Raw genomic sequence first — 12,223 nt, forward strand, 5'->3', positions numbered from 1 at the left:
GGATACGCCCGTGAATGCTCATGTTTTCAAACCCGACATGCCGCCACCGGTGAAAACCGTCGGCGTGCTCGCATGGATGCGTGCAAACCTGTTCTCCAGCTGGCTCAACACCCTGCTGACCCTGTTCGCCGTGTACCTGGTGTGGCTGATCGTGCCGCCGCTGGTGCAGTGGGCGTTGATCGACGCCAACTGGGTCGGCACCACCCGCGCCGACTGCACGAAAGAGGGCGCCTGCTGGGTGTTCGTGCAACAGCGCTTCGGCCAGTTCATGTACGGCTACTACCCGGTCGAGCTGCGCTGGCGCGTGGACCTCACGGTGTGGCTGGCCGTGCTCGGCGCGGCGCCGCTGTTCATCAAACGCTTCCCGCGCAAGGCCTTCTACGGCCTGGGCTTCCTGGTGCTGTACCCGGTCATCGCCTACACCTTGCTGCACGGCGGCGTACTGGGCCTGAGCAACGTCGCCACCAGCCAGTGGGGCGGCCTGATGCTGACCCTGGTGATTGCCACGGTGGGGATCGTCGGCGCCTTGCCGCTGGGCATTCTGCTGGCCCTTGGGCGACGCTCGCGGATGCCGGCGGTGAAGGTGGTCTGCGTGACCTTCATCGAGTTCTGGCGTGGCGTGCCGCTGATCACTGTGCTGTTCATGTCGTCGGTGATGCTGCCGTTGTTCCTGCCTGAAGGCATGAGCTTCGACAAGCTGCTGCGGGCAATGATCGGGGTGATCCTGTTCCAGTCGGCGTATGTCGCCGAGGTGGTGCGCGGCGGTCTGCAGGCCATCCCCAAGGGCCAGTACGAAGCCGCCGCGGCCATGGGCCTGGGCTACTGGCGCTCGATGGGCCTGGTGATTCTGCCGCAGGCGCTCAAGCTGGTGATCCCTGGCATCGTCAACACCTTCATCGCCCTGTTCAAGGACACCAGCCTGGTGATCATCATCGGCCTGTTCGACCTGCTCAACAGCGTCAAGCAAGCCGCCGCTGACCCGGCTTGGCTGGGCATGGCCACCGAGGGCTATGTGTTCGCCGCCCTGGTGTTCTGGATTTTCTGTTTCGGTATGTCCCGCTACTCCATGCACCTGGAGCGCAAGCTGGACACTGGCCACAAGCGTTAGGAGTTTCAAAATGAGTGAAGCGATCAAGCAGCCTGCCGGCCCCGAAGGCATCATCCAGATGCAGGGCGTGAACAAGTGGTACGGCCAGTTCCATGTGCTCAAGGACATCAACCTGAACGTGCGCCAGGGCGAGCGCATCGTCCTGTGTGGCCCGTCCGGTTCCGGCAAGTCGACCACCATCCGCTGCCTGAACCGCCTGGAAGAGCACCAGCAGGGCCGCATCGTGGTCGATGGCGTGGAACTGACCAACGACCTCAAGCAGATCGAGGCGATCCGCCGCGAGGTGGGCATGGTGTTCCAGCACTTCAACCTGTTCCCGCACCTGAGCATTCTGGAAAACTGCACCTTGGCGCCGATGTGGGTGCGCAAGATGCCCCGGCGCAAGGCCGAGGAAATCGCCATGCACTACCTGGAGCGGGTGCGCATTCCGGAACAGGCCCACAAGTTCCCGGGGCAGCTGTCGGGTGGCCAGCAGCAGCGCGTGGCGATTGCTCGGGCGCTGTGCATGAAGCCGAAGATCATGCTGTTCGACGAACCGACCTCGGCACTGGACCCGGAAATGGTCAAGGAAGTGCTCGACACCATGGTCGGCCTGGCCGAGGACGGCATGACCATGCTCTGCGTGACCCACGAAATGGGCTTTGCCCGCACCGTGGCAAACCGGGTGATCTTCATGGACAAGGGGGAGATCGTCGAGCAGGCGGCGCCGGATGATTTCTTCGATCGCCCGCGCAGTGACCGGACCAAGCTGTTCCTCAGCCAGATCCTGCACTGATGCAAAAGGGGCCGCAAATGCGGCCCCTTTTTCTTATTTCTCTTCCTGCGTTGTTGCAGGCGCTGGCGGCGGGCGCAGCCCCACCTCGGCAATCAGCTTCAGCTGCTGACCATTGCGCATCACTTCGATGGTGATCTTTTCGGTCGGCTTGATTCGCGCCACCTGGTTCATCGACTTGCGCCCGTCACCCGCCGGTTCGCCGTTGATGCTCAGGATCACGTCACCCAACTGCAACCCGGCCTTCTGCGCCGGGCCGTCGCGGAAGATACCGGCCACCACGATGCCTGGGCGGCCCTGCATGCCGAAAGATTCAGCCAGTTCCTGGCTCAACGGTTGCACTTCGATGCCCAGCCAGCCGCGGATCACCTGGCCGTGTTCGACGATCGACTTCATCACTTCCAGCGCCAGCTTGATCGGGATGGCGAAGCCGATGCCCTGGGAGCCGCCGGACTTGGAGAAGATCGCGGTGTTGATGCCGACCAGGTTGCCATTGGCGTCGACCAGCGCACCACCGGAGTTGCCCGGGTTGATCGCCGCGTCGGTCTGGATGAAGTCTTCGTAGTTGTTCAGGCCCAGCTGGTTGCGGCCGGTGGCACTGATGATGCCCATGGTCACGGTCTGGCCAACACCGAACGGGTTGCCGATGGCCAGCACCACATCACCGATGTGGATGTTGTCGGAGCGGCCGATGGTGATGGCTGGCAGGTTCTTCAGGTCGATCTTCAACACCGCCAGGTCGGTTTCCGGGTCACTGCCGATCACTCGCGCCAGGGTTTCCCGGCCGTCCTTCAGGGCCACGACGATCTGGTCGGCGCCGCTGGTGACGTGGTTGTTGGTCAGCAGGTAGCCCTCCGGGCTCATGATCACCGCCGAACCCAGGCTCGACTCCCAACGGCGCTGCTTGGGCAGGTTGTCACCGAAGAACCGGCGGAACTGCGGGTCTTCGAACAGCGGGTGAGCGGTCTTGTTCACCACCTTGGTGGTGTACAGGTTGACCACGGCCGGGGCGGCGAGGGTCACGGCGTCGGCGTAGGACACCGGGCCCTGCATGATCCGCGTGGTCTGCGGGGCTTGCTGCAGGTTGACGTCCTGGCTGGGCAGACCGACCCACTCCGGGTAGCGCTGGATGATCAGTACGGCGATCAGAATACCGGTGAGCAGGGGCCAGCCGAAGTAACGCAAAGCCTTGAACATGAACGAGTCCTGGAAAGAGCGGGGGCCGGAGGCCGCGCAGTGGGGCATGAGCGCGCGCGATCATACACCGGTTCCCCCGATGCCGGCGACGGCCCATAATGGCCGGCATTATACGGGCGTTCTGCAGGCGTTGCGCCCGTGAAAAGCGCAGATTTCGAGGAGATTTTCATGGCCGTCGCACTCAACACCCTGGTCGAGGAGGCCGAACGCTACCTAGGCAGCGCGAAGATCCAGGATTATTGCCCCAATGGCCTGCAGGTCGAGGGCCGGCCGCAGGTCAGCCGCATCGTCAGCGGCGTCACCGCCAGCCAGGCCTTGCTGGATGCCGCAGTCGAGGCTGAGGCCGACCTGATCCTGGTGCACCATGGTTACTTCTGGAAGGGCGAGAACCCGTGCGTTACCGGGATCCGTCAGCGCCGCCTGAAGACCTTGCTCAAGCACGACATCAGCCTGCTGGCGTTTCATCTGCCGCTGGATGTGCACCCTGAGGTCGGCAACAACGTGCAGCTGGCGCGGCAGCTGGATATCACCGTCGAAGGGCCGCTGGACCCGGAAAACCCCAAGGTGGTCGGGCTGGTCGGCTCGCTGGCGGAGCCGGTGACTGCACGTGATTTTGCCCGGAGGGTGCAGGAAGTGCTCGGACGTGAGCCATTGCTGGTCGAGGGCGACGAGATGATTCGCCGAGTCGGCTGGTGCACCGGCGGCGGGCAGGGCTATATCGACACGGCAATTGCCGCCGGGGTGGACCTATACCTGACTGGCGAGGCGTCCGAACAGACCTATCACAGTGCCCGGGAGAATGGCGTCAGCTTCATTGCTGCTGGGCACCACGCCACCGAGCGCTATGGGGTGCAGGCGCTGGGTGACTATTTGGCGCGGCGGTTTGCCCTGGAGCATTTGTTCGTCGACTGCCCGAATCCTATCTGACCGTGCCGACTCTTGGGCCGCGAAGCGGCCCAAACCCCCAGTCATATCGTTAGACTTTTTCGATCTAGTCCGCCTCCTAAATAGAAGCAGTCGCTGTGATAAAGTGGCTCGCTCGAACACGGCCCGCAGGCCGTCCATAAGATCGTTTTTCGTGTTTTTTCGTGAGTAGCCATGGTCGACAAACTGACGCACTTGAAACAGCTGGAGGCGGAGAGCATCCACATCATCCGCGAGGTGGCCGCCGAGTTCGATAACCCGGTGATGCTGTACTCGATCGGCAAGGACTCCGCCGTGATGCTGCACCTGGCGCGCAAGGCCTTCTTCCCGGGCAAGCTGCCGTTCCCGGTGATGCACGTCGACACCCAGTGGAAATTCCAGGAGATGTACAGCTTCCGCGACAAGATGGTCGAGGAAATGGGCCTGGAGCTGATCACCCACGTCAACCCCGAGGGTGTGGCGCAGGGCATCAACCCGTTCACCCATGGCAGCTCCAAGCACACCGACATTATGAAAACCCAGGGCCTCAAGCAGGCGCTGGACAAGCATGGTTTCGACGCCGCCTTCGGTGGTGCGCGCCGCGACGAAGAGAAGTCGCGGGCCAAGGAGCGCGTGTACTCGTTCCGTGACAGCAAGCACCGCTGGGACCCGAAGAACCAGCGCCCTGAGCTGTGGAACGTGTACAACGGCAAGGTCAACAAGGGCGAGTCGATCCGCGTGTTCCCGCTGTCGAACTGGACCGAGCTGGACATCTGGCAGTACATCTACCTCGAAGGCATCCCGATCGTGCCGCTGTACTTCGCCGCCGAGCGTGAAGTCATCGAGAAGAACGGCACCCTGATCATGATCGACGACGAGCGCATCCTCGAACACCTCTCCGAGGAAGAGAAGGCGCGCATCGTCAAGAAGAAGGTGCGTTTCCGTACCCTCGGCTGCTACCCGCTGACGGGCGCTGTCGAGTCGGAAGCCGAGACCCTGACGGACATCATTCAGGAAATGCTCCTGACCCGTACGTCCGAACGCCAGGGCCGTGTCATCGACCACGATGGCGCCGGTTCCATGGAAGACAAGAAACGCCAAGGCTACTTCTAATTTCAGGGTTACTCCATGTCGCACCAATCTGATCTGATCAGCGAGGACATCCTCGCCTACCTGGCCCAGCACGAGCGCAAGGAACTGCTGCGCTTCCTGACCTGCGGCAACGTCGACGATGGCAAGAGCACCCTGATCGGGCGCCTGCTGCACGACTCGAAGATGATCTACGAGGACCACCTCGAGGCCATCACCCGTGATTCGAAGAAAGTCGGCACTACCGGCGAAGAAGTCGACCTGGCGCTGCTGGTCGACGGCCTGCAGGCCGAGCGCGAGCAGGGCATCACCATCGATGTCGCCTACCGCTACTTCTCCACCGCCAAGCGCAAGTTCATCATTGCCGACACCCCGGGCCACGAGCAGTACACCCGCAACATGGCTACCGGCGCGTCCACTTGTGACCTGGCAATCATTCTGGTCGATGCCCGCTACGGTGTGCAGACCCAGACCCGTCGCCACAGCTACATCGCCTCGCTGCTGGGCATCAAGCACATCGTGGTCGCGGTCAACAAGATGGACCTCAAAGGCTTCGATGAAGGCGTGTTCGAGTCGATCAAGGCCGACTACCTGAAGTTCGCCGACGCCATCAACCTGAAGCCGAGCAGCCTGCAATTCGTGCCGATGTCGGCGCTCAAGGGCGACAACGTGGTCAACCACAGTGAGCAATCGCCGTGGTACGCCGGCCCGACCTTGATGGAAATCCTCGAGACCGTCGAAGTGTCGGCCGACCGCAACTTCACCGACCTGCGTTTCCCGGTGCAGTACGTCAACCGCCCGAACCTGAACTTCCGCGGCTTCGCCGGCACCATCGCCAGCGGCGTGGTGCACAAGGGTGACGAAGTGGTCGTGCTGCCTTCGGGCAAGAGCAGCCGGGTCAAGTCCATCGTCACCTACGAAGGTGAACTGGAAAACGCCGGCCCAGGCCAGGCCGTGACCCTGACCATGGAAGACGAGATCGACATCTCCCGTGGCGACCTGCTGGTGCACGCCGATAACGTGCCGCCAGTCACCGACCAGTTCGACGCCATGCTGGTGTGGATGGCCGAGGAGCCGATGCTCCCGGGCAAGAAGTACGACATCAAGCGCGCCACCAGCTACGTGCCGGGCTCGATCGCCAGCATCACCCACAAGGTCGATGTGAACACCTTGGAGCAGGGCGCTGCCAGCGCGCTGCAACTGAACGAGATCGGCCGCGTCAAGGTCGCCCTGGACGCCTCGATCGCCCTGGACGGTTACGACAGCAACCGCACCACCGGTGCCTTCATCGTCATCGACCGCCTGACCAATGGCACCGTCGGCGCCGGCATGATCATCGCGCCGCCAGTCCTGCCGCACGGCGGCACTGGTCAGCATGGCAAGCTCGCTCACGTGGCCACCGAAGAGCGCGCCCTGCGCTTCGGCCAGCAGCCGGCCACCGTGCTGTTCAGCGGCCTGTCCGGCGCTGGCAAGAGCACCTTGGCCTATGCTGTCGAACGCAAGCTGTTCGACATGGGCCGTGCGGTGTACGTGCTAGATGGTCAGAACCTGCGCCACGACCTGAACAAGGGCCTGCCACAGGACCGCGCCGGCCGCACCGAGAACTGGCGCCGCGCCGCCCATGTGGCGCGCCAGTTCAACGAAGCTGGCCTGCTGACCCTGGCTGCGTTCGTCGCCCCGGATGCCGAAGGCCGCGAACAGGCCAAGGCGCTGATCGGCAAGGAGCGCCTGGTGACCGTTTACGTTCAGGCCTCGCCGCTGGCGTGCCGCGAGCGTGACCCGCAGGGCCTGTATGCAGCTGGTGGCGACAACATCCCGGGTGAAAGCTTCCCGTTCGATGTGCCGCTGGATGCCGACCTGGTGATCGATACCCAGAACACCAGTGTTGAGGAAGGCGTGAAGCAGGTGCTGGATGTGCTGCGTCAGCGTGGCGCGATCTAAGTATTGCTGCTTGTGAAAAACCCCGCTTCGGCGGGGTTTTTTGTATCTGTGAAGTCAGCACAAGCTTTACATATGGACTAATTGACAAGTTGACACGCGTGATGTGGCGCCTTAGCCTATGTGCACAGGGGCTATTCAGGCCCTGAGGAGGAACCATGAGTGTGGTCACCCACGATGCCATTCATCCTGCGCTCGCTCATATCGAGGCCGCCAAGACGGCATTGCGGGAGCGCTTCGAGGAGCATCTTGCGCGAGCGTCGGCGGCGGTAGTGCTAAAAGCCGTGGCGCTTGCGGACGAGAAGGCTTTTGCTGCGCTCGCCAAGGTCGAAGTTGAAGCCAAGCGCAGTATTGCAACGCGCAATCAGGAAGCTGTGGCCAGGATGAAGGCACGTGCCTTTGAACGGGTAGACAGCCGTTGTGAACTGCTCGATGCCAAAGCAGCCTGCGAAATTCTGGGCATTACCAAGCAAGCGCTGAGTCAGAAGACCAAGGCGGGTAAACTCTTGGCGTATACCAACACGGGCAACCGCAGAAAGTTCTACCCTTCGTTTCAGTTTGCCGAAAACAAGCCAAGGTTGATTGTTGAAGCATTGATCAGGTCGCTTGATGTCGACCCTGCTGACACCGAAGCCATGAACACGCTAGTTCAGCATCTGGTCGGCAGGATGGATTACTCCGACCCAGGCGAACCTGGCAACGTATTGCCCCGATTCGAAGTGCTGGATGATCCAGCCGCTCTGGAAATCATCAAGCGTGACTACCAGAATGCGTTGATGGCGGGACAGTGAAGGCGGGCCTCGTGAGAGGTCCGTTTTTTGTGCTTACTCCAGCACTACACCCAGACTCTCCAGGAATTCCACAGCCGTCTCCCCATTCGATAGCAGTGCTTCCATTGCCAGCTGGTGGCTGATCGCCTCGACTTGGCGCCTACGGCCCTCAAACAGCACAAGGTTGCACCCGTCCATGGACCCGGTCACCGTGTAAACCGCTGACTGATAGAGCAGGCCATCGACCTCACCGACATTCATGCATGCTTGGCTGATTTTTTGGGTGAGTGCATATCCCTCTCGCCCCTGTCCCTTGGCCTGCACGATATCGCGCACTTTGTGGTGGGTGGCTCTGTTCGCCAAGGCGGCGACGTCAACCACGTTCAACACGCGTGCTGCCTTGAGTCGGTGCAGTGACGTTTGCTCAAGTCGCCAGAAACTAACTGACTGGTCGTCAACACCTTGCCCAGGTTGGAAAGATTCGGCTACGGCAACTTCCTCGGTGAGACCGAGGTAATAGACACCAATCTGCCTGGCGGGATCGGCATAGCGTGTGTCGGAGTCCGCATGATAGTTGACGGGGTTGGCATCGTAGCGGGAGGGCTGCACGCGGTGCAGTATTGTACCCTCGGGGATCTCGCGTATCAGTTCCGGGTATCTGCTCAGTGTTTCCAGCACTTGGCTGGCGATTGTATCCTCGGGCTGCTTTGCCGTACCGCTCATGAAATGCCTCCGAGCAATCGCGGTGGTGTTCGCAGATAGCGCCAAATGAATGGGCTGGGCTACCTAGTTCTTCTTGTCCTCGACTGACTTGAAGTGCCGGTCATAGTCACTTTGGCGTTCACATCCCTGCTTGTAAGGATCCATGTCACAGGAGAATTTCTGGTTCTGCTGGTCAGGCAAAAGAAAGAACTTGCCGTCTACACAACCGGTCAGAAACAGCATCAGCATCCATACAGACTTTTTCATTGCACGTTCTTGAACAGGGGAAGTCCCTTTGATTTTCGCCAGGCGATGATACGTGCGATCACCCCCATGGCGCAGCCCTCCAGCTCGTTTGCCGGGTAGTAGAGGAGGTCGGATCCGTCCGGGTGTTCGGCCATTTCGATAAAGTGTTCGAGCAAGCGGTCCTGCCAGGCGGAGGTACCAGATGCCTGTAGCAATTCCTCAACCACAGTCCTGAATTCGGCGCAGGTGTAGTCGGCAAGGGTGTGTTTTTGACTGATCACCACTTCACCTCCGATGACAGCGCGTACTGCAGGGCACTCATGATCCGTAGGTTCTCGGCGTCATACATTGCGCCGCCAAAGGCGGGTGGGTCGAGGTGACAGACTTGATAGTCGCGCACGCCTTTTGCGGTTTCGCCAAAGGGCGCGCGGGGTGGCCAGCCTTGCTTGATGCGGTTGAGCTGGGAGGTTACGAATTGTTGGGAGTAAATCGGGTCTTCGGCGATTGCCAACCAGAAGGCTTGAGAGAAATCGTCGAAGTTGTCGAAGGTTTGTGCTGCCAGTTTCTTTGCGATGTGGTCGGGAGGGTGGAGTGCCATGTCAATATTTCTCTCTAAGTGAAATCGAGATCATGGCTTCACTTGTTTGGGATGGAAATACTCACCGTGCCACATCGGATGTAGGCTTTTTCTCAGAATCAGTAGGAATGTTCTTACTTCAGCGAGAGAGGCACCCCGCCGAAGCGGGGTGTGCGTTCAGCTATCCTTGAATCCAGGTTTTCCGTTAGCTGCGCGCCACGATTTGATAATGCTCAGAACTGCTTCAAGCTCACCCTGATCATCATTTTCAGGCCAATAAATCAGGTCTGTGCCGCTAGGGTGCTCGGTAACTGCAGCAAAGTGCTCCAGTAATGGATCTAGTACCTCATCTGGCTCCTCGGCATTGGCGCGATAGATTTCCTTCAGAAACTCAACGAACTCCATTTCCGTATAGTCGTTATAGTTGGGTTTAATGATCATGGTTTGTCTCCATAATGAATCTTATGATGAGCTGCTGGTGTGACAACCCTTAGATTGTCGATGTCGTACACTGCGCCGCCTTCGCTGATTGGCACCACATGATGCAGCTCAAAACTCTTCTTTTTTCCGTAAAGGTCAGGAGTTCGCGCTCTGGGAGCATGTCCATTTTCCCGCATGCGAATAATGTTCTGTTTGGAAAATTGCCTTGAAAGCTCGGGGTCATTTGCAACAATTTTCCAGAGTTTTTCTCGAAAAGCATCGTAACTCCGAAATTCGATACCTCTAAGCTGATCAGCAATATGTGCCGGTATCGGGGCGCCTTCTCCGCGTGTTGCCTCGCCAAGCCAGAGCCCTGTTATCTGCGCACCGACTCTTGTGGCGGTACCTGGCTCATACCTGGGGCTCTTGAAAACCACCAGGATAGGCGGCAATCCCGAGTCGATCGGGAAGGTGATGATCAGCCGTTCCTGATCGAGCAGATCCAGTGCAGGATAGCTTTCCGTTGTGTTGCTTACAGGGTTGAGGCTGCTGCCGGTGTAAACAATCGTGCCCGGCGCAGCGGGTGGCAGGCTAGTGGAGCTACCTTCACCGCCTCCGGGCGGGCTGGCGGGTGTCCAGGTCAGGATGCGCGGTGGGTTCTCCAGTGCGAGGCTGTAAACCTGTCGTTCAGTATCAAATGTTGCGGCCCTTACCGGCACTGCCTTACCGCCGGGAACCACGTAGAGGCTGATGTCGTTTGCGTCTTCACTACCTGCAAGTAGATAAGGCACATCCACGCTGGTTGATGAAAGGGCGAGGGCGGCCAGGTCAGGCCCGCCAGGCGGAGCAAGGCTGGAAAGAGGAGTGCTGATCAAGTAGCGCCTTTCTGCGTTACCCAGTGTCGAAGGCCATGCTGCCGAAAGTATGGCTACAGCCACGGTGGCCGAAGTGGCAGCCAATCGACTTACTGCAGCGGTGATCGTAGCGCGAAGGGCAACCGACGCGGCTTCGACAGCGAAGGTCGCTGCCCCAATCGGAATGACGGTCGTCGCAGATGCAACAGAATGGGTGTCGTTGATGTAGTTGATGCGTTGGCGTGCAGTTTCGGCTTCTGCTTGCTGGCGTGCGGCTTCTTCGGCGGCTATGCGTTCGGCTTCTGCTTGCTGACGTGCGGTTTCTTCGGCAGCTATCCGCGCTGCTTCTGCTTGCTGACGTGCAGCCTCCTCGGCAGCTGCACGTTCGGCTGCAAGCCTTTCCTGCAGTTGTTTCAGTTCCATCGCTCGCTGGGTGAGGTTCGTCATGGCCACGCTGAACTGCTGCAAATAGCGAATGGACTCTGTGAGCGCCAGCGCTCGGTGATAATCCGCCCAAAGCACGCCAGCCCGGCGGGTGGCCTGTTCGTCGACGAGGTCTTGCAGTGCCTCGGTTTGTGGCTTGGAAAGTGGACCGACGATGTTCGGGTTGGAGTCGCCGAAAGCGGGTACCTCGGCTTGCTTCGCACCGATCAGCGCATTTGCGGCGTTTACATAGGCCGAAAAACGCTGGATGAGGGTATCGGTTTCCTGGGTTGGGGTGGATTGAGCCACTTGGTGTTGCAGGAAGCTGGGCAGGCAGTCGAAGCAGATCTGCTGTTCATGAAGAATTTGCCCATACCGCCGTTCGATGGCTTTAGGGAGGTCGACAGCAGGTTGGGCAATTTCTGCCTCGTCAACCTGGCGAGCCATTTCCGGCAGGTCCACCGCCAACGCCTGAAACTTCTGCGCTGCGATGTGCAAGCGGTAGGCGGCATCGACAGAAGCGTTGAAAGTCTCCCAGACCTGTCGGCCCCATGCCTCGCCAGAGGTACCTATCGGGAATGCGCCATCGTCGTTCAACCGGGTGGCGAAGGAGTCGTAGCGTTTATAAAAAGGAATGGCACCGTAGAAGCTGGTTGCCACGGGGGCGATCTGAAGATACTCGGCGCGCCTTTGTTGCAAGCTCGTCGTGGCCAGCTGTTGGCGTAGCCCCAGATGCTGGACAGGCTGACCCGCAGCTCCCGCGATTGCCTGTTGTTCGATGGCAGCGCGTTCAGCGCTGATTTGTGCGGGAAGTTGCTCAAGAGCGGGTGCATACTGTTCGGCGTGGATATTGTTGACGGCAGTAAACTCCTCGCCGAAAACCGTTCGCCAGCCTTTTTCCTGGGCGAAAGGGCTAGGCCCTCCAGTACCTCGAGGCCGCCCTGCATCCAGCCCCCAGCCGCCATAGCCGGTCCCGGTTAACGGCGGCAACGGGCTGAGAGACACGCGGTCTGGAGCTTGTGCGCGCGTCAAGACGCCCTCGTTCAGATGCAGCGCACCGCGGGAATCACGGAAGGGTTCACCAAAATTGACGGTTTCATTTTGAGCCATGTAGTCATCCTCCTGGTCGCTACATGGCAAAGCGTGCTCCAGGCAGTTTTTCCTGTATGTCAGGCGCTGCTCGTCAATCAGTAGGAGTATTCCTGCTGACTGGAAAGATCTGGT

At 60.0% G+C, this 12,223-nt stretch carries 12 protein-coding genes; 6 read left to right on the forward strand and 6 right to left on the reverse strand.

Going from position 1 to position 12,223, the window contains the following annotated elements:
* Nucleotides 1–10 precede the first annotated feature (10 nt).
* Both BGP85_RS17760 and BGP85_RS17765 read left to right on the forward strand, forming a co-directional pair.
* Nucleotides 11–1,108, forward strand: coding sequence for an amino acid ABC transporter permease (locus BGP85_RS17760; protein ID WP_103449188.1), 1,098 nt, complete (start codon nucleotides 11–13; stop codon nucleotides 1,106–1,108).
* A gap of 10 nt (nucleotides 1,109–1,118) precedes the next feature.
* The gene (locus BGP85_RS17765; protein WP_027918029.1) at nucleotides 1,119–1,883 is read left to right on the forward strand and encodes an amino acid ABC transporter ATP-binding protein; all 765 of its coding nucleotides are present in this window, start codon (nucleotides 1,119–1,121) and stop codon (nucleotides 1,881–1,883) included.
* A 33-nt stretch (nucleotides 1,884–1,916) separates the two neighbouring features.
* Here the strand turns inward: BGP85_RS17765 and algW are convergent, their stop codons facing one another.
* A complete protein-coding gene (algW, locus tag BGP85_RS17770) occupies nucleotides 1,917–3,077 on the reverse strand; it encodes a Do family serine endopeptidase AlgW (RefSeq protein WP_103449190.1) in 1,161 nt (386 codons plus the stop codon).
* Between the two features lie 168 nt (nucleotides 3,078–3,245).
* Here algW and BGP85_RS17775 point away from each other — a divergent pair, with 168 nt between their 5' ends.
* The 4 genes from BGP85_RS17775 to BGP85_RS17790 all read left to right on the forward strand — a co-directional run bounded on the left by BGP85_RS17775 (nucleotide 3,246) and on the right by BGP85_RS17790 (nucleotide 7,798).
* On the forward strand, nucleotides 3,246–4,004 hold the full coding sequence (locus tag BGP85_RS17775) for a Nif3-like dinuclear metal center hexameric protein (RefSeq protein WP_103449192.1): 759 nt from the start codon (nucleotides 3,246–3,248) through the stop codon (nucleotides 4,002–4,004).
* 171 nt (nucleotides 4,005–4,175) lie between these two features.
* Complete coding sequence (gene cysD / locus BGP85_RS17780) at nucleotides 4,176–5,093, forward strand: sulfate adenylyltransferase subunit CysD (protein WP_003251799.1); 918 nt, start codon at nucleotides 4,176–4,178, stop codon at nucleotides 5,091–5,093.
* Nucleotides 5,094–5,108: 15 nt separating this feature from the next.
* Nucleotides 5,109–7,010 carry a sulfate adenylyltransferase subunit CysN gene (gene cysN / locus BGP85_RS17785; RefSeq protein WP_103449193.1) on the forward strand — a complete coding sequence of 634 codons (1,902 nt, stop codon included), beginning with the start codon at nucleotides 5,109–5,111 and terminating at the stop codon, nucleotides 7,008–7,010.
* Nucleotides 7,011–7,165: 155 nt separating this feature from the next.
* Nucleotides 7,166–7,798, forward strand: coding sequence for a hypothetical protein (locus BGP85_RS17790; protein ID WP_181004536.1), 633 nt, complete (start codon nucleotides 7,166–7,168; stop codon nucleotides 7,796–7,798).
* A gap of 33 nt (nucleotides 7,799–7,831) precedes the next feature.
* Here BGP85_RS17790 and BGP85_RS17795 read toward each other — a convergent pair whose 3' ends face one another.
* The 5 genes from BGP85_RS17795 to BGP85_RS17820 all read right to left on the reverse strand — a co-directional run bounded on the left by BGP85_RS17795 (nucleotide 7,832) and on the right by BGP85_RS17820 (nucleotide 12,109).
* Complete coding sequence (locus BGP85_RS17795; protein WP_103449195.1) at nucleotides 7,832–8,500, reverse strand: RES family NAD+ phosphorylase; 669 nt, start codon at nucleotides 8,498–8,500, stop codon at nucleotides 7,832–7,834.
* A gap of 242 nt (nucleotides 8,501–8,742) precedes the next feature.
* Nucleotides 8,743–9,006: a bacteriocin immunity protein gene (locus BGP85_RS17805; RefSeq protein WP_103449876.1), complete on the reverse strand. Its 264-nt coding sequence runs from the start codon at nucleotides 9,004–9,006 to the stop codon at nucleotides 8,743–8,745.
* Nucleotides 9,003–9,323 (reverse strand): S-type pyocin, encoded by a 321-nt coding sequence (locus tag BGP85_RS17810; RefSeq protein WP_103449199.1) that lies wholly within the window; start codon nucleotides 9,321–9,323, stop codon nucleotides 9,003–9,005. The genes BGP85_RS17805 and BGP85_RS17810 overlap by 4 nt, the downstream gene beginning before the upstream one ends.
* A 156-nt stretch (nucleotides 9,324–9,479) precedes the next feature.
* Nucleotides 9,480–9,743, reverse strand: a complete 264-nt coding sequence (locus BGP85_RS17815; RefSeq protein ID WP_103449201.1) for a bacteriocin immunity protein — start codon at nucleotides 9,741–9,743, stop codon at nucleotides 9,480–9,482.
* A complete protein-coding gene (locus tag BGP85_RS17820; RefSeq protein WP_103449203.1) occupies nucleotides 9,740–12,109 on the reverse strand; it encodes an S-type pyocin domain-containing protein in 2,370 nt (789 codons plus the stop codon). Before BGP85_RS17820 ends, BGP85_RS17815 begins: the two co-directional genes overlap by 4 nt.
* Nucleotides 12,110–12,223: the final 114 nt, after the last annotated feature.

Source organism: Pseudomonas putida (assembly GCF_002906855.1).
GTDB classification, from domain to species: domain Bacteria; phylum Pseudomonadota; class Gammaproteobacteria; order Pseudomonadales; family Pseudomonadaceae; genus Aquipseudomonas; species Aquipseudomonas putida_N.